At 69.0% G+C, this 21730-nt stretch carries 18 protein-coding genes and 1 riboswitch; of the genes, 13 read left to right on the forward strand and 5 right to left on the reverse strand.

Annotated features, from left to right (window positions below):
- Nucleotides 1–165: 165 nt before the first annotated feature.
- From clsA to ABD932_RS41580, 10 genes are all read left to right on the forward strand, one after another.
- Entirely contained in the window at nucleotides 166–774 is a 609-nt protein-coding gene (clsA, locus tag ABD932_RS41535) for a cardiolipin synthase ClsA (protein WP_126389934.1), read from the forward strand.
- Nucleotides 775–888: 114 nt separating this feature from the next.
- On the forward strand, nucleotides 889–3384 hold the full coding sequence (locus ABD932_RS41540; protein WP_345021406.1) for a sugar phosphate nucleotidyltransferase: 2496 nt from the start codon (nucleotides 889–891) through the stop codon (nucleotides 3382–3384).
- A 99-nt stretch (nucleotides 3385–3483) separates the two neighbouring features.
- Nucleotides 3484–4395, forward strand: a complete 912-nt coding sequence (locus ABD932_RS41545) for a DUF881 domain-containing protein (RefSeq protein ID WP_345021408.1) — start codon at nucleotides 3484–3486, stop codon at nucleotides 4393–4395.
- On the forward strand, nucleotides 4392–4724 hold the full coding sequence (locus tag ABD932_RS41550; RefSeq protein WP_003988855.1) for a small basic family protein: 333 nt from the start codon (nucleotides 4392–4394) through the stop codon (nucleotides 4722–4724). Before ABD932_RS41545 ends, ABD932_RS41550 begins: the two co-directional genes overlap by 4 nt.
- Nucleotides 4725–4729: 5 nt before the next feature.
- Nucleotides 4730–5563, forward strand: a complete 834-nt coding sequence (locus ABD932_RS41555) for a DUF881 domain-containing protein (RefSeq protein WP_345021409.1) — start codon at nucleotides 4730–4732, stop codon at nucleotides 5561–5563.
- A 61-nt stretch (nucleotides 5564–5624) separates the two neighbouring features.
- A complete protein-coding gene (locus ABD932_RS41560) occupies nucleotides 5625–6530 on the forward strand; it encodes a zinc-ribbon and FHA domain-containing protein (RefSeq protein WP_345021411.1) in 906 nt (301 codons plus the stop codon).
- A 41-nt stretch (nucleotides 6531–6571) separates the two neighbouring features.
- The gene (gene ftsR, locus ABD932_RS41565) at nucleotides 6572–7309 is read left to right on the forward strand and encodes a transcriptional regulator FtsR (protein ID WP_345021413.1); all 738 of its coding nucleotides are present in this window, start codon (nucleotides 6572–6574) and stop codon (nucleotides 7307–7309) included.
- Nucleotides 7310–7395: 86 nt separating this feature from the next.
- Nucleotides 7396–7869, forward strand: a complete 474-nt coding sequence (locus ABD932_RS41570) for a bifunctional nuclease family protein (protein ID WP_004002801.1) — start codon at nucleotides 7396–7398, stop codon at nucleotides 7867–7869.
- Nucleotides 7870–8132: 263 nt separating this feature from the next.
- Nucleotides 8133–8834: a MerR family transcriptional regulator gene (locus tag ABD932_RS41575; protein ID WP_345021415.1), complete on the forward strand. Its 702-nt coding sequence runs from the start codon at nucleotides 8133–8135 to the stop codon at nucleotides 8832–8834.
- 201 nt (nucleotides 8835–9035) lie between these two features.
- Nucleotides 9036–10454, forward strand: coding sequence for a DNA polymerase IV (locus tag ABD932_RS41580; RefSeq protein WP_345021417.1), 1419 nt, complete (start codon nucleotides 9036–9038; stop codon nucleotides 10452–10454).
- 508 nt (nucleotides 10455–10962) lie between these two features.
- Here ABD932_RS41580 and ABD932_RS41585 read toward each other — a convergent pair.
- Entirely contained in the window at nucleotides 10963–11334 is a 372-nt protein-coding gene (locus ABD932_RS41585; protein ID WP_126389920.1) for a PRC-barrel domain-containing protein, read from the reverse strand.
- A 114-nt stretch (nucleotides 11335–11448) separates the two neighbouring features.
- Nucleotides 11449–11545: riboswitch (glycine riboswitch) on the forward strand.
- Nucleotides 11546–11721: 176 nt separating this feature from the next.
- Here ABD932_RS41585 and gcvP point away from each other — a divergent pair.
- The gene (gene gcvP / locus ABD932_RS41590) at nucleotides 11722–14607 is read left to right on the forward strand and encodes an aminomethyl-transferring glycine dehydrogenase (protein ID WP_345021419.1); all 2886 of its coding nucleotides are present in this window, start codon (nucleotides 11722–11724) and stop codon (nucleotides 14605–14607) included.
- 66 nt (nucleotides 14608–14673) lie between these two features.
- On the opposite strand, the gene ABD932_RS41595 is transcribed toward gcvP, so the two are convergent.
- Both ABD932_RS41595 and ABD932_RS41600 read right to left on the reverse strand, forming a co-directional pair.
- Nucleotides 14674–15093: a TOBE domain-containing protein gene (locus tag ABD932_RS41595; RefSeq protein ID WP_345021420.1), complete on the reverse strand. Its 420-nt coding sequence runs from the start codon at nucleotides 15091–15093 to the stop codon at nucleotides 14674–14676.
- Nucleotides 15094–15171: 78 nt separating this feature from the next.
- Nucleotides 15172–15567, reverse strand: a complete 396-nt coding sequence (locus ABD932_RS41600) for a TOBE domain-containing protein (protein WP_345021422.1) — start codon at nucleotides 15565–15567, stop codon at nucleotides 15172–15174.
- Nucleotides 15568–15676: 109 nt separating this feature from the next.
- Here ABD932_RS41600 and ABD932_RS41605 point away from each other — a divergent pair, with 109 nt between their 5' ends.
- Complete coding sequence (locus ABD932_RS41605; protein WP_345021424.1) at nucleotides 15677–16156, forward strand: DUF1707 SHOCT-like domain-containing protein; 480 nt, start codon at nucleotides 15677–15679, stop codon at nucleotides 16154–16156.
- 9 nt (nucleotides 16157–16165) lie between these two features.
- On the opposite strand, the gene ABD932_RS41610 is transcribed toward ABD932_RS41605, so the two are convergent.
- Nucleotides 16166–16687 carry a hypothetical protein gene (locus ABD932_RS41610; protein WP_345021425.1) on the reverse strand — a complete coding sequence of 174 codons (522 nt, stop codon included), beginning with the start codon at nucleotides 16685–16687 and terminating at the stop codon, nucleotides 16166–16168.
- Nucleotides 16688–16788: 101 nt separating this feature from the next.
- Nucleotides 16789–18744, reverse strand: coding sequence for an APC family permease (locus ABD932_RS41615; RefSeq protein ID WP_345021427.1), 1956 nt, complete (start codon nucleotides 18742–18744; stop codon nucleotides 16789–16791).
- A 374-nt stretch (nucleotides 18745–19118) separates the two neighbouring features.
- Here ABD932_RS41615 and ABD932_RS41620 point away from each other — a divergent pair, with 374 nt between their 5' ends.
- Nucleotides 19119–21584 carry a sensor histidine kinase gene (locus tag ABD932_RS41620; RefSeq protein WP_345021428.1) on the forward strand — a complete coding sequence of 822 codons (2466 nt, stop codon included), beginning with the start codon at nucleotides 19119–19121 and terminating at the stop codon, nucleotides 21582–21584.
- Nucleotides 21585–21730: the final 146 nt, after the last annotated feature.

The following is a 21730-nucleotide window of genomic DNA, read 5'->3' on the forward strand; positions in this document are numbered from 1 at the left end:
ACAGCGCCGATGGTACTGCAGGGGGGACCCTGTGGGAGAGTAGGACGCCGCCGAACTCCTTTTAGAGCTCTGGCTCTTGGGCACACAGCCCAGGAGCCAGAGCTTTTTTGCGTTGAGGTAGGGTCGGGGAGCATCGTAGGTACGTTTCCCACAGGAGGCCCCCGGGTGGAGGTCCAGGAGACCCGTGTCCAGACGGACCGGGTCCTCACCATCCCCAACATCCTCAGCATGGCGCGGCTCGTTGGTGTGCCGTTGTTCCTGTGGCTGATTCTCAGGCCCGAGTTCGGCGGGCCGAAGAGCGACGGCTGGGCGCTTCTGGTGCTGGCTCTGAGCGGCGTCAGTGACTACCTGGACGGCAAGCTCGCGCGGCGTTGGAACCAGATCAGCAGTCTCGGCCGGCTACTCGATCCTGCGGCCGATCGGCTCTACATTCTCTCGACTCTGGTCGGTCTCACCTGGCGGGAGATTCTGCCCATCTGGTTGACCGCTGCACTTTTGGCGCGAGAGCTGGTTCTGCTGGTGATGGTGGGCATCCTCAGGCGCCATGGCTATCCGCCACCGCAGGTGAACTTCCTTGGGAAGGCGGCCACGTTCAACCTGATGTACGCCTTCCCGTTGTTGCTGCTCAGCGACGGAGATGGATGGATCCCGTCACTCGCTGCTATTTTCGGATGGGCGTTCGCCGGATGGGGTACAACGCTGTACTGGTGGGCAGGAGTCCTCTACGTGGTACAAGTCCGCCGCCTGGTTCGTGCGGACGCCATGGCCGATTGAACTCGCCGATTGAAGCGGGCGTAGCGGCTCGATGGCCCGCGGCGGAAAAGTGCGGGACAATCTGGATGGGTGAAGTCGGCTAACCGTCGTCTCTTAGAGGAGGACGCTTCCGACATGAAGGCCGTCGTGATGGCCGGGGGCGAAGGCACACGCCTGCGCCCCATGACCTCAAGCATGCCCAAGCCGCTCCTGCCGGTGGCCAACCGGCCGATCATGGAGCACGTTCTGCGGCTGCTCAAGAGGCATGGGCTGACCGAGACCGTGGTGACCGTTCAGTTCTTGGCCTCACTGGTCAAGAACTACTTCGGTGACGGCGAAGAGCTCGGAATGGAGCTCAGCTATGCCAATGAGGAGAAGCCTCTCGGTACCGCCGGAAGCGTCAAGAACGCCGAAGAGGCGTTGAAGGACGATGCTTTCCTCGTCATCTCCGGTGATGCCCTGACCGACTTCGACCTCACCGAGCTGATCAATTTCCACAAGGAAAATGGTGCGCTGGTCACCGTCTGTCTGACACGCGTGCCCAATCCGCTGGAATTCGGCATCACCATCGTCGACGAGGAAGGCCGGGTCGAGCGCTTCCTGGAGAAGCCCACCTGGGGGCAGGTCTTCTCGGACACCGTGAACACCGGCATCTACGTCATGGAGCCGGAGGTGTTCGACTATGTCGAGCCCGACGTTCCCGTGGACTGGTCCGGCGATGTCTTCCCGCAGTTGATGAAGGAAGGCAAGCCGATCTACGGGTATGTCGCGGAGGGATATTGGGAGGATGTCGGCACTCACGAGAGCTACGTGAAGGCGCAGGCCGACGTCCTGGAGGGCAAGGTCGACGTCGAGATCGACGGCTTCGAGATCTCCCCGGGCGTGTGGGTGGCAGAAGGTGCCGAGGTGCATGCCGATGCCGTTCTCCGTGGGCCCCTGTACATCGGGGACTACGCCAAGGTCGAGGCCGGGGCGGAAATCCGGGAGCACACCGTCGTCGGCTCGAACGTCGTCGTGAAGAGCGGGGCCTTTCTGCACAAGGCTGTGGTGCACGACAACGTGTACATCGGGCAGCACAGCAATCTGCGCGGTTGCGTCGTCGGAAAGAACACCGACATCATGCGTGCCGCCCGGATCGAGGACGGCGCGGTCATCGGAGACGAGTGCCTGATCGGTGAGGAATCGATCGTTCAGGGCAACGTGCGCGTCTATCCGTTCAAGACCATCGAGGCCGGCGCCTTCGTCAACACCTCGGTGATCTGGGAGTCGCGGGGCCAGGCACATCTCTTCGGTGCTCGTGGTGTCTCCGGAATCCTGAATGTGGAGATCACACCCGAGCTTGCCGTTCGTCTCGCCGGGGCCTATGCGACGACCCTGAAGAAGGGGTCCACCGTCACCACGGCCCGCGACCACTCCCGTGGTGCCAGGGCGCTGAAGCGGGCGGTCATCTCCGCGTTGCAGGCCAGTGCCATCGACGTACGAGATCTGGAGAACGTACCGCTGCCTGTGGCGCGGCAGCAGACCGCGCGGGGTAGTGCCGGCGGGATCATGATCCGGACGACTCCCGGAGTGCCGGATTCTGTCGACATCATGTTCTTCGACGGGCAGGGGGCCGACCTGTCGCAGGCCAGTCAGCGGAAGTTGGACCGGGTCTTCGCGAGGCAGGAGTATCGGCGAGCGTTCCCGGGAGAGATCGGGGATCTGCATTTTCCGGCCAGTGTCTTCGACTCGTACACCGGGTCGTTGCTGCGGAACGTCGATACGACCGGGATCTCGGAGTCGGGGCTGAAGGTCGTGGTCGACGCCTCCAACGGCAGTGCCGGGCTTGTGCTGCCCAGCCTGCTGGGCAAGCTCGGTGTGGACTCGCTGACCATCAACCCCGGTCTCGACGAGTCGCGGCCCACGGAGTCGGCGGATGCGCGGCGGTCGGGGCTGGTGCGGCTGGGAGAGATCGTGGCGTCCGCGCGGGCGGCGTTCGGGGTGCGCTTCGACCCTGTCGGTGAGCGGCTGTCGCTGGTCGACGAGAAGGGGCGGATCGTCGAGGACGACCGGGCTCTGCTCGTCATGCTCGACCTGGTGGCCGCGGAGCGGCGCAGTGGGCGGGTGGCGCTGCCGGTGACCACCACGCGGATCGCCGAGCAGGTGGCGGCGTATCACGGGACTCAGGTGGAGTGGACGACCACCTCACCGGACGATCTGACCCGGGTCGGTCGCGACGACACGACGATCTTCGGCGGTGACGGCAGGGGCGGGTTCATCGTCCCGGAGTTCAGCAGCGTCTTCGACGGTACGGCCGCCTTTGTGCGGTTGATCGGGTTGGTGGCGCGGACGCAGCTCACGCTCAGCCAGATCGACGCGCGGATTCCGCGGGCGCATGTCATCAAACGGGATCTCGCGACTCCCTGGGCCGTCAAGGGGCTGGTGATGAGGAGGGTCGTCGAGGCGGCCGGAGATCGCTTTGTCGACACCACTGATGGGGTGCGGGTCGTGGAGACCGACGGGCGCTGGGTGATGGTCCTGCCCGACCCGGCCGAGGCTGTCACCCATCTGTGGGCCGAGGGGCCGGACGACGCGTCCGCGCAGGCCCTGCTCGACGAATGGTCGGCCGTCGTGGACAGCGCCGGCCGCTGAGGCAAGCAGCACGCGCGCGTGCCGGACAGGTGTCCCCGAATGGGGCCTGTCCGGCACGCCGGTGGGGCCATTCGGAGGTAGTGGTCGCGACATGCGACGATGTGCGGCATGCCGCAGCCCCCCGTTCGGAGCACACCTACGCCCCCCGCGCGCCCGGACGCGTCCATGTCGCTGCTCACCAACGTCATGGATCACAGCCTCGACGACGGGTATGCCGAGGCCGCGGCCCGGAAGAAGGCCGCGGGCGACGGAGGTCTGCCCAAGACTCTGAGGGCGAAGCTGGGGCTCGCCGCCGGTCTGGTGCTCGCGGCGCTCGTGGTGACCGTGGGAGCGGCGCAGGCGCGGGTCGCGGCGCCCGTCATGGCCAAGGAGCGCGAGGAACTGATCGACCGCATCGACCGTGAGACCGGGGCGGCGGACAAGCTGGAGGAGTCCGTCGACAAGCTGCGGGACGACGTGAGCGCGCGACAGCGCGAGGCGCTGAAGACGACCGGGGACAGCGACCAGGCGGAACTGGTGGGCATCCTGGCCGGTGCTGTGGAGGTGCACGGGCCCGGAGTGAAGCTGGTCGTGAACGACGCCAAGGAAGCCGCCGCAGGGGGTGACGGCGATCCGCGCGGCACGTCCGGATTTTCCGACACCGGGCGGGTGCGTGACCGTGACATGCAGCGTGTGGTCAACGGGCTGTGGGAATCGGGCGCCGAGGCGATCTCCATCAACGGGCAGCGGCTGACAGCATTGTCGGCGATCAGGGCCGCGGGTGACGCGATACTGGTCGACAACAAGCCGCTGGTTCCGCCGTACACGGTGCTCGCGGTGGGGGACGGGGAGCGGCTGAGCACCAGGTTCCAGGACAGCGCCGACGGGCTCTACCTGCATGCCCTGCAGGAGAACTTCGGGATCAGGACCAGCATTTCGGCGCAGGACGACCTCCGGCTGCCCGCCGCACCGAGCGTGACCGTACGTACAGCACAGCCGAACACCGAGAAATCCGAGAAGGGCACATCGTGATCGCCGTACTGGGCCTCGTCGTGGGAGTCGTGGCCGGCCTGTTGGTCCGGCCTGAGGTTCCGGCGGTCGTCGAGCCTTATCTGCCGATCGCCGTCGTGGCGGCTCTCGACGCCGTCTTCGGGGGTCTACGGGCCATGCTCGACGGCATCTTCGACGACAAGGTCTTCGTCGTGTCGTTTCTGTCCAACGTGGTCGTGGCCGCGCTGATCGTTTTCCTGGGGGACAAGTTGGGCGTGGGCGCCCAGCTGTCCACGGGTGTCGTCGTCGTACTCGGCATCCGGATCTTCTCGAACGCCGCGGCGATTCGCCGGCACGTGTTCCGGGCGTGAGGCCGATGAGCAACCACGACGAGACGCCCGAGAACAGGCTGCGCAAGGAACTGCCCGAGGAGGCGCCGGCCGGCGCACCCGAGCCCGCGCAAGCTCCCGAGGAGCAGCGGACCGAGCTGACCGGGCGGCAGCGGCTGGCGCAGGGCCTGTGGCCGCCGAGGGTCACCCGGGCCCAACTCATCGTCGCCCTGCTGCTGTTCGGCCTCGGCTTCGGCCTGGCCGTCCAGGTCGCGTCGAACAGCGACGGTGACAGCGCCCTGCGTGGCGCACGTCAGGAAGATCTCGTTCGCATTCTCGATGAACTGGATGACCGTACTCAGCGTCTTGAGGACGAGAAGCAAGGTCTCGAGAAGCAGCGCGACGAGCTGGAGAACAGCTCGAACCAGGCCGAGGAGGCCCGCAAGCAGACCGTCGAGAAGGAGAGGCAACTCGGCATTCTGGCGGGCACGGTGGCTGCGCAGGGACCTGGCATCACGATGACCATCGACGACACGAAGGGGACGGTCGAGGCGGACATGCTGCTCGACGCGATCCAGGAGCTGCGCGCGGCCGGCGCAGAGGCGATCCAGGTGAACGGCGTACGCGTCGTCGCCGGCACCTATCTGACGGATTCCGGCAACAGCGTGAGCGTCGACGGGAACAAGATCAACGCTCCCTATCGTTTCAAGGTCATCGGCAAGCCGCAGGACCTGGAACCGGCGCTCAACATCCCTGGAGGCGTGGTGCAGACCCTCGAGAAGGAGCAGGCCACCGTGACCATCGAGCGGTCGGACAAGATCGTCGTGGACGCCTTGCGAGCGGCGAAGCGGCCTGACTACGCTCGGTCGTCCTCCCAGTGAACCGGCGGTGCATGGGGGACGTCCGGCGAGGGCATGAGGTTGCGGGGGGTCGGCGCACCGAATGGGTGGTGCGTGGTGGAAACTGTCTGATGGAGACGGACGTTGTCAGGATGTCCGGGTCGGCCAGAGAGTGCAGTCAGGGTTCGTCCTGCCCCACGGGCGGGTCTGTTTCGGTCAAGGGGAATCGCCCGTGAAGTTGTTTGCGAAGTTGTTCGGCAAGAGCGCGCGAGAGAGCAGCGACAACGCGACCGCTCGTCATCGCGCCCAGGGGGACGAGGAGGGCCAGCGCCCGCTGTTCAGGGACCAGGTTCCTGGTCCGGGCGGTGACATTTCCGGAGGTCAGGGCGCGCCGTCAGTTGACCCTGGCCAGTCCGGCGGCATAGGTTTCGGACAACCGTCAACCTCAAGTACGGGTGGAGGGTTTTCCCCGATGTCGGCCCTGGTGTGTACGAGGTGCGGTAACCGCAACGCGGAGAACAGCCGCTTCTGTTCCAACTGTGGCGCGCCGCTGCGGGCCGGTGCGACGCCCGAGCGCCCGTCCGAGACGACCTCCACGATCTCCATCTCCGGCCTCGAGGCGTACGACGCCGAGGCGACCGGCCAGACGCCGATCCCGGCGCTGTCTCCCGAGGCCCAGGCGGCCGTCGACGCGCTGCCGCTGGGCTCCGCGTTGCTGGTGGTGCGTCGCGGACCGAACTCCGGCAGCCGCTTCCTCCTGGACGGCGACCTGACCACGGCCGGGCGGCACCCGCAGAGCGATATCTTCCTGGACGACGTGACGGTCTCGCGTCGGCACGTCGAGTTCCGTCGCGCCCAGGACGGCTCGTTCACGGTGGCCGATGTCGGCAGTCTGAACGGCACGTACGTCAACCGCGAGCGGATCGACCAGGTCGCTCTGAACAACGGTGACGAGGTGCAGATCGGCAAGTACCGGCTGGTCTTCTACGCGAGCCAGCGGGGCTACTGACCCTCCCCCGGAGCCCATCCGGGGAGACCCAGGGAAGGTCCATGCTGAAATCACCGAGCGGCGGTGCCCGGCCCGGCATCGCCGCCACGGACAGTCGGCTGATGAGCATCGGCACGGTCCTGAACGTCCTGCGCGACGAGTTCCCTGACATCACCATCTCCAAGATCCGCTTTCTGGAGTCGGAGGGTCTCGTCGAGCCGCAGCGGACCCCCTCGGGGTACCGCAAGTTCAGTGCGCAGGACGTTGAGCGGCTCGGTCACGTCCTGCGGATGCAGCGGGATCACTATCTGCCGCTCAAGGTGATCCGGGAGCACCTGGACGCCATGGAGCGCGGTGAGGCCGCACCCCTGCCGGCCCTGTGCCGTCAGCGTGACGGAGAAACGGTCCTGGAGCCCGTGGAGGCGCCCACGGCTGCCCGGATCGGGCGGGCCGAGCTGCTCGCCGCCGCCGAGATCGGTGAGCAGGAGCTCGAGGAGTGGGAGTCGTACGGGTTGATCGCTCCGCTGCCGGACGGGGCGTACGACGCGGAGGCCGTCACTGTGGCCTCGCTCGTCGCCGAGCTGGGGCGGTTCGGGATCGAGCCGAGGCATCTGCGGGTGATGAAGGCCGCCGCCGACCGTGAGGCCGGGCTCGTGGACCAGGTCGTGGCACCGCTCAGGCGCCACCGCAACCCCCAGACCAGGGCACATGCCGAGGCCCGGGTGAAGGAACTGGCGGGGCTCACGGTGAAGCTGCACGCCGCCCTGGTGCAGACCGCTCTCGGGGTGCGGCTGCCCTGAGCCTGGCGTGTCGGGGGAAGGCCGGATCGGCCACCCGTTCTCGGCCCGACTACCCAAACGTCCCGAGCACGGCCTAGGGTTGCTGTGTGAACGAGCTCGATGTCGTAGGTGTCCGGGTCGAAATGCCCTCCAACCAACCGATCGTGCTCCTGCGCGAAGTGGGAGGCGACCGCTACCTCCCCATCTGGATCGGGCCGGGGGAGGCGACGGCGATCGCCTTCGCCCAGCAGGGCATGGCCCCGGCGCGACCGCTGACCCACGACCTGTTCAAGGACGTGCTGGAGGCCGTCGGCCAGGAGCTCACCGAAGTACGCATCACGGATCTGCGTGAGGGCGTCTTCTACGCCGAGCTGGTCTTCGCCAGCGGCGTCGAGGTGAGCGCCCGTCCGTCCGATGCCATAGCGCTGGCCCTGCGCACCGGAACGCCGATCTACGGCAGCGACGGAGTGCTCGACGACGCGGGCATCGCGATCCCGGACGAGCAGGAGGACGAGGTGGAGAAGTTCCGCGAGTTCCTCGACCAGATCTCGCCCGAGGACTTCGGCACCAGCAGTCAGTGAGGCGGCGTGGGCGGTTCAGCGGACTCGCGGTCCGTGACAAGGCGGCCCACAGTCGGTTACGGCTCAAATGCCGGCATTTGCCAACGGCGAGTGAGAGCGTCCTGGGGCTTGCGCCGAGCGCATTCGGCTAGCCTTTCCCCGCGGTGGGGTGCGGGAAACCACTCCTAGGGTGATTATCACTCGGCGTGCCGAGTGTGGCGATCGTTGACGCACCCCTGGTGACTGCCTACCGTCGAGAAGGCAGGTCAAGGACGGAGGTCGGCGTGAGAAGCAGCGGCGACGGTACGGGTGGGGGCGCCCCCGGGCGCAGTCTCGGGGCGAGCGGACCGTACCCTCCCCCGGGCACTCAACTTCGTTCGAGCAGGGGGTACCCCCATCCCAGCGGCCCGCTTCAGGGCAGCGCGGCCGATCACGCTCCGCAGCGACCGACGGCCGTGCCGAGCAGCGGTGGAGGGGCGGCGTCCATGGAGACCGAGCAGATCGGCTACCGCGGTCCGACGGCGTGTGCGGCCGCCGGTATCACCTACCGGCAACTCGACTACTGGGCGCGCACCGGCCTGGTCGAGCCGAGTGTGCGGCCCGCGTACGGGTCGGGGACGCAGCGGCTGTACAGCTTCCGGGACGTCGTCGTCCTGAAGATCGTCAAGCGATTCCTCGACACCGGAGTTTCGCTGCAGAACATCCGTACCGCTGTGCAGCATCTGCGGGAGCGGGGCTTTCGTGATCTGGAGCGCATGACGCTGATGAGCGACGGTGCGACGGTGTACGAGTGCACCTCGCCGGACGAGGTGCACGCGCTGCTCCAGGGTGGGCAGGGGATCTTCGGGATCGCCGTGGGTGTCGTGTGGCGGGACGTCGAGAGCGCCCTGTCGCAGCTGCACGGGGAGCGGATCGACACCGGGGAGACGCTGGTCGGGCACAATCCGGCGGACGAGTTGGCTCGGCGGCGTAATCGGGCTGTCTGAGCGGACAGAGCGATCCGAGCGGGCCGAGTGATCCGGGCGGCTATCGCTCGAGGACGTTCGGGAGCCTCGTATCTGCCGGGCGGGTTGGGGCCGGCGGTTTGACGGGACGGCTTGCCGGCGGGCGCGGGAGGCGCCGCTCGTCGGCCGCCTTCGGGCAGTCGTAGCGGGGCATTGTCAGTGGCGTGAGGCAGCATCGGAGATGTGAGAAACGCGCCCACGATCCTGCATCTCGACATGGATGCCTTCTACGCCTCGGTGGAGCAGGCATCCAAGCCGAGCCTGCGCGGGAAGGCCGTGATCGTGGGCGGGCTCGGGCCGCGGGGAGTCGTCGCCACCGCGTCCTACGAGGCTCGGGTTTTCGGGGTGCACTCGGCGATGCCGACGGCGCAGGCGCGTCGGCTGGCGCCGAATGCCGCGTATCTCGTGCCGCGCTTCGGGATCTACCGGGAGATCAGCGAGCAGGTGATGGCGCTGCTGCGGGAGCTGTCGCCGCTGGTGGAGCCGCTGAGCCTGGATGAGGCGTTCGTGGATCTGGAGACAGTGGGAGCGGCGTGGGACGAGCAGTCGGCGCGGCTGGTGGGGACGAAGCTGCGTGCCGACATACGGGCGGTCACCGGGCTTGCGGGGTCGGTGGGGCTGGCCGCTTCCAAGATGCTGGCGAAGATCGCCTCGGAGCAGGCGAAGCCCGACGGGCTGGTGCTGATCGAGCCGGGGACAGAGAGGGCCATGCTCGGGCCGATGTCCGTGCGGACGTTGCCGGGGGTGGGGCCGGCGACGGGGGACCATCTGCGGCGGGCCGGGATCCATACCGTGGACGAGATCGCCGAGGCGGGGGAGGACGAGCTCGTCCGGCTGCTCGGCAAGGCTCATGGGCATGCCCTGTACGCCATGGCGCTGGCGCATGACGAGCGGCCCGTGGTGGCCGAGCGGGAGGCCAAGTCGGTGTCGGTCGAGGACACGTATGACGTGGACATTCATGACCGGGTCCGGGTGGGGCTGGAGGTGCAGCGGCTGGCCGACCGGTGTGTGCGGCGGTTGCGTGGGGCGGGGTTGTCCGGGCGGACGATCGTGCTGAAGGTGCGGCGGTACGACTTCTCCACGCTGACGCGGTCCGAGACGCTGCGGGGGCCTACGGATGATCCGGCGGTGGTGCGGGAGGCTGCGGCACGGTTGCTGGATGCCGTGGACACGACGGGGGGTGTGCGGCTGCTGGGGGTCGGGGTGAGTGGGCTGGCCGACTACACGCAGGAGGATCTGTTCGCGCAGGCGGCGGGGGAGCGGGGCGAGCACTTCGAGGAGGAGGGGGATCACGATGAGCCGGCGGAGGAGCGGGAGGTGGTGCCTGCCGGGCGGCGGTGGGCTGCGGGGCATGACGTGCGGCACGTCGAGTACGGGCATGGGTGGGTGCAGGGCAGTGGGCTGGGGCGGGTGACCGTGCGGTTCGAGACGCCTGAGTCCGAGCCGGGGCGGGTGCGGACGTTTCGGGTTGACGATCCGGGGTTGGAGGCGGCGGAGCCGTTGCCGTTGGTGTCGCGAAGACCCGGGGATTCGGGAGCGGGTGGTGGGGAGGGGGAGGAGGAAGGGGACTCCGGGGTGGCGCCTGCGGTGTCGGGCGGCTAGAGGGTGGGTCACTGAGGGTGCGGGTCGACTGCGAGTGTGGGTGCCCTGTGCCTGGATGTGTGTCGCGGGTTGTGGTTGCGCTGGAGGTGGGGACGCTCGCCCGCGCTTGCGGGGTGCCGCCTGCGCCCACCCGTGCCGCCCCAGCGGCACGACTGCCCGCAGGCTAGGTGAGTGGGTGGGTTCGGGTGCCGCGGGCTGGGTGAGCGGTGCGTCGGGTGGCTGGGGTCGGCTGTGTGAGGACGGCTGGAGGGCTCGGAGGGCCTGGATGCTCAGGTTGCGTGGCCGCAGGCGCTGTGGGCTCGGCTGCTCAAGGCTCCGTGGGCATGGCTCTTGCTGGCCCCGCGGGCTTCGGCTGTGTGGGGTGCCGTGGGATGGGCGGGGCTCTACATGGGCTGTGCGAGGTGGGGGACGTCGGCTGCGCGGGGATGGTGGTTGAGGTGGGTGAAGCGGCAGGGCTGTGGGGTGGTTGTGGGCCGAGACGGGCGTCGGGGCTGGGGGGATGGGCCTGTCAGGTGTCCTCCGTGCCTGCCAGGTTGCCGAAGTCTCGGTCCGGGATGGGGGGTGGAGGGGTCACGTCCAGGCCGTAGTGGTGGTAGAGCTGGAGTTCCTGTTCGGGGGAGAGGTGGCGGCCTACGCCGAAGTCGGGGGCGTCCTTGATCAGGGCGCGCTCGAAGGGGACGTGGAGGGTGCCTTCCACGAGTTCGCTGGGCTCCAAGGGGACGAAGGCGTCTCGGGAGAACAGGCCGGTGCGTATCGCCGCCCATTCCGGTACTCCGGTCGCGTCGTCGAGATAGACCTCGTCGATGGTGCCGATCTTGGTGCCGTTGCGGTCGAAGGCCTTGCGGCCGATCAGATTGCGCGGATCGATGTCGGTCTGCACGGGCCCTCCACTTGGTCGCAACTCATACGTAAGCACTACGAAAGGGCAGATTGGTGAGCGCGGCCACTCGAAGGTTCGTGCGTTGACCCCGCTGGTAGGCTTGCTAGCGGCTGCTGACCCCGTGCGGGAGAGCTCTCCGGACACCATCCGGAGGCGCCGAAGGAGCAAATCCTCCCCGGAATCTCTCAGGCACACGTACCGCACGGACGAGGTCACTCTGGAAAGCAGGGCGGGTGTCGACGGCTTCCGCTCTCACCGACGGTGAAAGCCGGGAGCCCTTGGGTGACCCGGTGAAGCTCTCAGGTTGAGATGACAGAGGGGGAGGCCGTCCGGGTACCCGCGCCGTGGTGCCCCTCGAAGGTCGTGTCAGACCAGGAGGCCTCCGCAATGACCGCCCATCGCATTCCGCTCTCCGAGCTCGAGCAGGGTATTCCCTTCGAGCAGCGTCATATCGGTCCTGATCATGAGGCTCGGGCCAAGATGCTCGCCCAGGTCGGATACGGCTCGCTCGACGAGCTCACCGCCGCCGCGGTGCCGGATGTGATCAAGAACGCTGACTCGCTCGATCTGCCGGGTGCGCGTACCGAGGCCGAGGTGCTGGCCGAGCTGCGGTCGCTCGCCGATCGCAATCAGGTGCTGGACTCGATGATCGGGCTCGGGTACTACGGGACGTTCACTCCGCCGGTCATTCTGCGGAATGTCATGGAGAACCCGGCCTGGTACACCGCCTACACGCCGTACCAGCCGGAGATCTCGCAGGGGCGGCTCGAAGCCCTGCTGAACTTCCAGACCATGGTGGCCGAACTCACCGGGCTGCCGACCTCGGGTGCCTCGCTGCTCGACGAGGGCACGGCCGCCGCCGAGGCCATGGCCCTGTCCCGGCGTATGGGCAAGAACAAGAAGGGCCTGTTCCTGGTCGATGCGGATGTCCTTCCGCAGACCATCGCCGTGATCGAGACCCGCGCCGAGCCGACCGGTGTGGAGGTCGTCGTCGCTGATCTCAGCGCTGGGATTCCGGCCGACGTCGCCTCGCGTGACATCAACGGCGTGCTCCTCCAGTACCCGGGCGCTTCCGGTGTCGTACGGGACATCAAGCCCGTCATCGAGCAGGCGCACGAGCTCGGTGCCCTCGTCACCGTCGCCGCCGATCTGCTCGCGCTCACGCTGCTGAAGTCCCCCGGTGAGTTGGGGGCGGACATCGCGGTCGGCACGACGCAGCGGTTCGGTGTGCCGATGGGCTTCGGTGGGCCGCACGCCGGCTACATGGCCGTGCACGAGAAGTTCGCGCGCAGCCTGCCCGGGCGGCTCGTGGGTGTGTCCGTGGACGCCGACGGGAACAAGGCGTACCGACTGGCCCTCCAGACGCGTGAGCAGCACATCCGCCGGGAGAAGGCGACCAGCAACATCTGTACCGCCCAGGTGCTGCTCGCCGTGATGGCCGGAATGTACGCCGTCTACCACGGGCCCGAGGGGCTGAAGGGCATCGCTCGGCGGACCCATCGGTATGCCTCCGTCCTTGCCGCGGGGCTTGCGGCGAGCGGGGTCGAGGTGGTGCACGGTGCCTACTTCGACACCTTGACCGTGCGGGTGCCCGCGAAGGCCGCCGAGGTCGTCGCCGCCGCCCGGCAGAACGGCGTCAACCTGCGTCTCGTCGACGCCGACCACGTGTCCATCGCCTGCGACGAGACCACCACGCGGGCCCAACTGGGCTCCGTATGGACGGCGTTCGGGGTCGAGGGCGACATCGAGGCGCTGGACGCGGCGGCCGCGGACGCGCTGCCGGGTGGGCTGCTGCGCGACGACGAGTACCTCACGCACCCCGTCTTCCACCAGCACCGCTCCGAGACGGCGATGCTGCGCTACCTGCGCAGGCTCGCCGACCGCGACTACGCGCTGGACCGCGGCATGATCCCGCTGGGCTCCTGCACGATGAAGCTCAACGCGACCACCGAGATGGAGCCGGTCACCTGGCCGGAGTTCGGGCAGCTGCACCCGTTCGCGCCCGCCGAGCAGGCGCAGGGCTATCTGACGCTCATCCGTGAGCTGGAGGAACGTCTCGCCGAGGTCACCGGCTACGACAACGTGTCGCTGCAGCCCAACGCCGGGTCGCAGGGTGAGCTGGCCGGGCTGCTCGCCGTGCGCGGGTACCACCGGGCCAACGGGGACGAGCAGCGGACCGTGTGTCTGATTCCGTCCTCGGCCCATGGCACCAACGCCGCCAGCGCCGTCATGGCCGGCATGAAGGTCGTCGTCGTGAAGACCGCCGACGACGGTGAGATCGACGTCGAGGACCTGCGGGCGAAGATCGAGCAGTACCGCGACGAACTGTCGGTGCTGATGATCACGTACCCGTCGACGCACGGTGTGTTCGAGGAGCACGTCGCCGAGATCTGCGCGCAGGTGCACGACGCGGGCGGGCAGGTGTACGTCGACGGCGCGAACCTCAACGCCCTTGTGGGGCTTGCCAAGCCCGGGCACTTCGGCGGTGACGTGTCCCACCTGAACCTGCACAAGACGTTCTGCATTCCGCACGGTGGCGGCGGTCCGGGCGTCGGGCCCGTCGCCGTGCGGGCGCACCTGGCGCCGTACCTGCCGAACCACCCGCTGCAGCCCGCCGCCGGGCCCGAGACGGGCGTCGGGCCGATCTCGGCCGCGCCTTGGGGCTCCGCCGGGATCCTGCCGATCTCGTGGGCGTACGTCCGGCTCATGGGTGGCGAGGGGCTCAAGCGGGCCACGCAGGTGGCGGTGCTGTCCGCCAACTACGTCGCCAAGCGGCTGGAGCCGCACTACCCGGTGCTCTACAACGGGCCGGGCGGGCTGGTCGCGCACGAGTGCATCATCGATCTGCGGCCGCTGACCAAGGCGACCGGGGTGAGCGTCGACGACGTGGCCAAGCGGCTCATCGACTACGGCTTCCACGCGCCGACGATGTCGTTCCCGGTGGCCGGGACGCTGATGATCGAGCCGACCGAGTCCGAGGACCTGGCCGAACTCGACCGGTTCTGCGAGGCGATGATCGCCATCCGCGCGGAGATCGAGAAGGTCGGGTCGGGCGAGTGGCCCGCCGACGACAACCCGCTGCGGAACGCTCCGCACACCGCCGGCGCGCTGGGCGGGGAGTGGGAGCACGCGTACGGCCGTGAGGAGGCCGTGTTCCCGGCCGGTGTGTCGGTGGCCGACAAGTACTGGCCCCCGGTGCGCCGGATCGACCAGGCCTTCGGTGACCGCAACCTCGTGTGCTCCTGCCCGCCGCTGGACGCGTACGAGGACTGACGTACCGACGTAGTCATCGAGGGGCTCCGCCTGTGCCGTACCTGGCCGGGCGGAGCCCCTCGTGCGTCACGCCGTCGTCAGTGCCACCTCTGTCGCCTTGACCAGCGCGACCACGGGGACTCCGGGGGACAGGGCGAGGTCGGTGGTGGCGTCCTTGGTGATGGCCGCGGTCAGGTCGGCGCCCTCCACGGCGATCTTGACCGATGCCATCGCGCCGCCCGTGGTGAGGGCGGTGATCGTGCCGGGGAGCTGGTTGCGGATGGACAGGCCCTTGACCGGGGCGGTGGCGAGGGAGATCTCCGTGGCCTTCACGAGGGCCTTCACGGCGGTGCCTTCGGCCAGGCCGAGGTCCTCGACGCTCTCCAGGGTGATCGCCGCGGTGAGGTCCTGGCCGCCGGAGAGGCGGATCTTGACCGTTGCCATGACCTCGCCGGGAGTGATGGCGGTGACGGTGCCGGAGAGCTGGTTGCGGATGCTCAGGCTCATGGGGGACGCCTCGCAGGGGGTAGGAGTTTGTGGCGTTTTGGGGTTGCGATTCCTACCGTAGTGGGCCCTCTTGTCCGGTTACGTGCGGTCGATGTGGACGTTCGTCGACTTCACGCGGGCGGTGGCCTCCATGCCGACCTCCAGGCCCAGTTCCTCGACCGCCTCGCGGGTGAGGAGGGAGACCAGCCGGTGCGGGCCTGCCTGGATCTCGACCTGGGCCGCCACGTCGCCGAGCTTGATCGCGGTGACGATGCCGGGGAAGGCGTTGCGGACCGAGGTGTACGAGGTCTCCTCCTCGCCGCTGCCGGACTTGGCGAGTTCGACCGAGAACGCGGCGAGGTCCTTGCCGTCGATGAGGCGCCGTCCGCTCTCGTCGCGGTGGGTCGCCACCCGGCCCGCGTCCGCCCAGCGGCGGGCGGTGTCGGGGCTGACACCCAGCAGCCGCGCCGCCTGGCCGATCGTGTAGGAGTGCATGGCGGTCACGATAGGGGTACGGGCCGGGAACTGCGGGCGGGGGGTTGGGCGTTGGATGTAACGCGATATGGCGTTAGTTCGGGTTGGTGGCGTGTGATCGGGGTGAGGGATGTCGGCTGGGCTGTCGTGTACGGGGCTGCGCGCTTCGGACGCGGACCGGGACCGTGTGGTGGACGCGCTGAACTCCGCGGCGGGGGACGGGCGGCTGACCATGGAGGAGCTGGACGAGCGGGTGAGTGCCGCCCTTTCCGCCCGCACCTTGGCCGAGCCGGCCGAGCTGATGCTGGATCTGCCGGCGGTGCCGGGCGGAGTCGAGGTCAAGGACGTGGTCCGCATCGAGCAGCAGGGCGGTTCGGTCGGATGGGGCGAGGGCATGCGGGGCGGCACCCTGAGGCTGGTCACCCGGCCGGGCGTCGTGGTGGACACCGACTCCCTGGTGGTCGAGTACGCCAAGGGCAAGGCGCGGCCGGCCGGTGACGCCGGCGCGCCGGTCGTGCTGGGGGTCGAGATCGCCGGGCGGAAGGCGTACGGGCGGGTCGTGGTCGGTCCCGCACGGCGCACGCCGTTCGGGAGATCGCCCGCCGCGTGAGCGGTGCGTTCAGTGGATCCCCGACGCCCTGAGTACGGCCTGTGCCGTCGCGTCGTCGATCTGGTGCCCCAACTGCTCCAGCACGTCGGCACCATCCAGCAGCGTCCCGCGTTCGCGTGAGCGGCGTACCCCGGTGTCCAGCTCGTGCCACAGCAGCGGGTTGGCGACGAGGATCCTTGGGTCCAGGTTCAGGCGATGGCCGTCGGTGTCACGAAGGATCAGGTGTGCGGAGACGTCGCCGTACCGCCGTACGGCCACCAGTGCGTCCGTGCGCACCCGCTGTCGGCGTACGAGCCCCTGGACCGCCAGCCATCCCGGGCCCGCGGTCACGCGCTGCGGGAGCAGGATCATGAAGAGTACGGCCGTCATCGCCAGCCACAGCAGCGCGCGGGACGGTGTCAGGGTCTCCGCGTCCAGGTCGACCAGCAGGGTCATACCGAAGAAGACCAGGGCGCAGCCCGTGGCGAACCGGGCGCTGCCACGCCAGTGGCGGTCGCCGGCCGGAGCAGGACTCGGTCTGCTTCCTTGCACAAGCAGACCGTAGGGGTCGGCGGTGCTGGAGCGAACGCCGCTGACGGTGCTCTGACGGCTTACGGTTCAACGTTGACGCGATCCTGATGCCCGAGGCTGTTTCAGCCCGTGTGCACCCGTGGCCTGCGCTCGCGGTCCGGCTCCGCCTCGCGCAGCACCTCGCGGGTGACCGGGGCGACCTCGCCCTGGCCGAAGAGGAAGAAGCGCAGGAAGTTGGTGAAGGGGTTGCCCTCGGTCCACTCGAAGTAGATGTGCGGGATGCAGCCGGTCGAGTCGCGGACGTGCAGGAGCAGTGCGGCCAGGGCGTTGGGGACGGAGGAGGACTCGAGGGTGAGGACGCGGTAGCGGCTGTGCATGACCTCGCCGCGTACGGTCAGGCCCGCCTCGAACTCGGACGGGTCGGTGACCGTCACCTCGACGAAGACGAAGTCCTCCTGGCCCGGGACGTCGTTGTCGTTGCGGATCTGCTCGATCTTGTCGCGGTACTCGGCCTTGTCCCGCTGGTCGGGCTCGTTGGCGATGAACCGGATCTTGCGGCTGGCGATGTCCCGGACGAAACGTTCCGCCATGTCGTCGAGGGTCACGCTGGTCACGCGGAGCTCGAAGGCGCGCAGCAGCCGCGAGAGCAGGGAGATGAGGATGATGCCGGCGATGAAGCAGGCGCCGATCTTCACACCGTCGGGACGCTCGATGACGTTCGCGACCGTCGTGTAGAGGAACACCGCCGAGATGACCGCGAAGCCGATGAACCACTTGCGCTGGCCGGCCTCGCGGGCCGCGATGGTCACGGCGATCGCGGCGGAGCTGATCAGGACCAGCACACCGGTGGCGTAGGCGCCGCCCTGGGCGTCGACGTCCGCGTCGAAGATCCAGGTCACCAGGAACGCGACCAGCGTGAAGACGATGACCATGGGGCGTACCGCGCGCGCCCAGTGCGGGGCCATGCCGTAGCGGGGCAGATAGCGGGGCATCAGGTTGAGAAGGCCGGCCATGGCGGAGGCGCCGGCGAACCACAGGATGGCGATCGTCGAGGCGTCGTAGACCGTGCCGAAGGCGTTGCCGAGGTACTCGTGGGCGAGGAACGCGAGGGCGCGGCCGTTGGCCTCGCCGCCCGCCTCGAACTCCTTCTCCGGGATCAGCAGCGTGGTGATGAAGCTCGTCGCGATCAGGAAGCAGCTCATGATCAGGGCGGCGGTGGTGAGCAGCTTCTTCGTGTCCCGGATCCGGCCCTGGGGGTTCTCCTCGGTCTCGCCCGGGTCGCCCTTGACGTGCGGCATCACCGCGACGCCGGTCTCGAAGCCGGAGAGGCCGAGCGCGAGCTTGGGGAAGACGATCAGGGCCACGCCGATCATGACGAAGACGTTGCCGTGCTCGGCGGTGAGGGCGCTGGACCAGTCGGTGACCACGTGTCCCTCGGTCACGACGTGATAGAGGCCGACGGCCACGACGACGGCGTTCAGCGCGAGATAGCTCGCGACCAGGGCGACGGCGACGCCGATCGCCTCCAGGAAGCCCTTGAGGAACACCGCGCCCAGCAGTGCCACGAGGATCAGGGTGATCACCAGCTGCTTGTCGTGCAGCGCGCTTTCCAGGTGCGGGTTCTCGACCAGGTGGGTCGAGGCGTCCGCCGCCGACAGGGTGATGGTGATCAGGAAGTCCGTGGCCGCGAAGCCCAGCAGGGTCAGGACGAAGAGCTTGCCCTTCCAGAAGGTCAGGAGCCGCTCCAGCATCGCGATCGAGCCCTGGCCGTGCGGGCTCTCCTCGGCCACCCGCCGGTACACGGGCAGGGCGCCGGCGAGGGTGACGATCACTAGCACGATCGTGGCGATGGGGGAGAGCAGGCCGGCCGCGAGGGCCGCGATGCCGGGCTGGTAGCCGAGGGTCGAGAAGTAGTCGACGCCGGTGAGGCACATGACGCGGTACCAGGGCTGGCCCTTGTGCTCCAGCTTGGACTCGGCCTGCTCCGCCTGGCGGCCGTGGCCCTTGCCCATGTCGGACAGGCCCTCCAGCATCCAGGCGCGCAGGCGACTGGGCGGGGGGTGTTCGGTCGTGGCCATCGGCGTGCTCCTGATGTGCGGGACGCCGCAATGTGCGGGGCGACGTCGGAATCCGGCCATCACGCGGACGGCGGCACCAGCGTAAGCAGAGAGTGACGCTGGGGCCCATGGATAACCGGCGTAGCGGCGTCAAGCTTCCGTTAAGACTCGCTGCGCCGGCGTTGGGCGACCGTCAAGAGCTCAGCTCGGGGGCTTCTTCGGGGGTTGCTGGGCTGTATGGGGGTGGGTGGCTCCGGTGGATAGGAGGTGTACACCCAGCGTCACCCCTGACCGCCCCCTGCCTTGTCAAGACAGTGTCAACGTCCCTGTGGGAGGCGCCAGGGATGCGTCAAGAAGCCTGCCCGGGGTCTCACGGAGCGGTTCGCTGAGACCTGATGAACGGAGTATCGCGCGGACGGCTGAAGGTCTACCTCGGGGCGGCCCCAGGGGTGGGCAAGACGTACCGCATGCTCGATGAGGGGCGGCGTAGGGCAGGCCGTGGAGCCGATGTGGTGGTGGCATTCGCCGAGTGTCACGGACGTCCCCGGACCGAGGCGATGCTCGACGGACTGGAGGTCGTGCCGCGGGTCCGATGCGCCCACCAGGGCGGGCAGTTGGAGGAGATGGACCTCGCCGCGGTGCTCGACCGGCGCCCGCAGGTCGCGATCGTCGACGAGTTCGCCCACCGCAACGTCCCCGGCGGCGGGCGCAATCCCAAGCGGTGGCAGGACATCGAGGAGCTGCTCGCCGCGGGCATCGATGTCATCACGGCCGTCAACGTGCAGCATCTGGAGTCCCTCAAGGACGTGGTCGAGAAGATCACCGGGGTTCCGCAGCACGAGACGGTGCCCGACGAGGTCGTACGCCGGGCTCGGCAGGTCGAGCTCGTCGACATCCCGCCCGAGGGGCTGCGGCGTCGTATGGCGCACGGCAACATCTACGCGCCGGAGAAGATCGACGCGGCCCTCGCCCACTACTTCCGGCCCGGAAACCTCACCGCGCTGCGGCAGTTGGCGCTGTTGTGGGTCGCCGACCGGGTCGACGAGGCCCTCAACAGCTACCGTGCCGAGCACGCGATCGGCGGGGTGTGGGAGACCCGGGAGCGGGTGGTGGTCGCGCTGACCGGCGGCCCGGAGGGTGACACGATCATCCGGCGGGCGGCACGGATCGCCGCGCGGTCGGCCGGCGGGGAACTGCTCGCCGTGCACGTGACCCGTAGCGACGGACTGGCCGCCGGTGCCTCGCACGCCTCGCTCGCGCGGCAGCGCCGGCTCGTGGAGGACCTCGGCGGCAGTTACCACTCGGTGGTCGGAGACGACGTCGCGGCCACGCTCGTGGAGTTCGCCCGTGCCGGGAACGCCACCCAGCTCGTCCTCGGCGCCAGTCGGCGCGGGCGCCTGGAACGGTTCGTGACGGGTCTCGGGACGGGGGAGGCCGTCGTCGCGCTCTCCGGCGACATCGACGTCCACCGGGTCACCCATGAGCGGGCCGGCCGCGGCACCCTGCTGCCGTCCCGCCGCCGTACCCTCTCCGCGTCCCGCCTGATCGCGGGACCGGTCGCCGGGCTCGTGCTGCCGGTGCTGCTCACTCTCGTCCTCGCGCACCTGCGCGGCACCCTGAACCTGACCAGCGAGGCCCTGCTGTTCCTGCTTGCGGTCGTGGGTGTGGCCTGCATAGGCGGCGTGGCCTCCGCGGTGATCGCCTCCGTCACCGCGTCCCTGCTGCTCAACTACTGGTTCATCCCGCCCATAGGGGCGTTCACGCTCGACAACGCCGACGCCCTGCTGGCGCTGGCCGTGTTCGCGCTGGTCGCGGCCACGGTGGCCGCCGTCGTCGACCGTTCCCTGCGCCTGTCCCGCAGAGCCGCGCGGGCCACCGCCGAGGCGGAGACCATGTCGTCCCTGGCGGGCAGCATCGTGCGTGGCGGGCAGACGATCCCGGCCCTGCTGGAACGTACCCGGGAGACCTTCGGCATGGAGTCGGCGGAACTGGTCGACGAGCCGCCCGATACCGCCGGGGTGACCGCCGTACCGGCGGGCTCCGGCGCCTGCCTGGTGCTGCGGGGCCGTGACCTGTCGTCGTCCGAACGGCGCGTGCTGGCCGCCTTCGCCGCGCACGTCGGGTCCGCGGTGGAGCGGGCCCGGCTCGCCGAGGCCGTCGCCGAGGTCGAGCCGGTGAAGGCCGCTGACCGGATGCGTACGGCGCTGCTGCGGGCCGTCGGCCACGACCTGCGTACCCCGCTGGCCGCGGGCTGGGCCGCGGTGACGTCCCTGCGCAGCCGGGATGTCGACTTCTCCGCCGAGGACCGGGACGAACTCCTCGCCACCGCCGACGAGTCCATGGCCAGGCTGAACCGGCTGGTGGACAACCTGCTCGACCTCAGCCGTCTGGAAGCGGGCGTGCTGAAGCTGAAGCTTCGGCCCACCTCGCTGGAGGAGGTCCTTCCGGCGGCGCTCGTGGACACCCCCGATGTCGAGGTCGGGGACGTCGAGGATCTGCCCTCGGTGCTCGTCGATCCGCCGCTGCTGGAACGCGTGATCGCCAACCTGGTGGCCAACGCTGCTCGGCACAGCCCGCCGGGAACCAGGGTGCTGGTCACCGCCAGTGCGTTGGCGGGGCGGGCCGAACTCCGGGTCGTCGACCGTGGGCCCGGTCTTCCGGAGGCTGGGCGGGAGCGGCTCTTCGAGCCGTTTCAGCGGCTTGGGGACACCGACAACACGACGGGGCTGGGGCTGGGGCTCGCCCTGGCTCGGGGGCTGACCGAGGCGATGAGCGGCACGGTGTTTCCGGAGGAGACTCCGGGGGGTGGGCTGACGATGGTTGTCTCGTTGCCGATGGCGGACGGCGCAGGACGGTCGTAGGGGTGGGTGCAGGACGGTCGCAGGCGTGGGTGCTGTGTGGCGGGTGCGGGTTCGTCGTGGCTGGTCGCGCTCTCGCGGGGGAGCCGCATGTCGACACATCCCCGCGCCCCTGGGGCGCCGGTCACCCGCGCGTCAAGGTGGTGTCA

This window comes from Streptomyces shaanxiensis (assembly GCF_039537145.1).
Classification (GTDB): domain Bacteria; phylum Actinomycetota; class Actinomycetes; order Streptomycetales; family Streptomycetaceae; genus Streptomyces; species Streptomyces shaanxiensis.

Bases quoted from the DNA above. Each gene is read 5' to 3' on its own strand.
- ABD932_RS41615 (WP_345021427.1), bottom strand. From the start codon at position 18,744: ATGGCCACGACCGAACACCCCCCGCCCAGTCGCCTGCGCGCCTGGATG.
- ABD932_RS41595 (WP_345021420.1), bottom strand. From the start codon at position 15,093: ATGAGCCTGAGCATCCGCAACCAGCTCTCCGGCACCGTCACCGCCATC.
- ABD932_RS41620 (WP_345021428.1), top strand. From the start codon at position 19,119: ATGAACGGAGTATCGCGCGGACGGCTGAAGGTCTACCTCGGGGCGGCC.
- ABD932_RS41560 (WP_345021411.1), top strand. From the start codon at position 5,625: ATGGGTGGTGCGTGGTGGAAACTGTCTGATGGAGACGGACGTTGTCAG.
- ABD932_RS41555 (WP_345021409.1), top strand. From the start codon at position 4,730: ATGAGCAACCACGACGAGACGCCCGAGAACAGGCTGCGCAAGGAACTG.
- ABD932_RS41545 (WP_345021408.1), top strand. From the start codon at position 3,484: ATGTGCGGCATGCCGCAGCCCCCCGTTCGGAGCACACCTACGCCCCCC.
- ABD932_RS41540 (WP_345021406.1), top strand. From the start codon at position 889: ATGAAGGCCGTCGTGATGGCCGGGGGCGAAGGCACACGCCTGCGCCCC.
- ftsR (WP_345021413.1), top strand. From the start codon at position 6,572: ATGCTGAAATCACCGAGCGGCGGTGCCCGGCCCGGCATCGCCGCCACG.
- gcvP (WP_345021419.1), top strand. From the start codon at position 11,722: ATGACCGCCCATCGCATTCCGCTCTCCGAGCTCGAGCAGGGTATTCCC.
- ABD932_RS41605 (WP_345021424.1), top strand. From the start codon at position 15,677: ATGTCGGCTGGGCTGTCGTGTACGGGGCTGCGCGCTTCGGACGCGGAC.
- ABD932_RS41600 (WP_345021422.1), bottom strand. From the start codon at position 15,567: ATGCACTCCTACACGATCGGCCAGGCGGCGCGGCTGCTGGGTGTCAGC.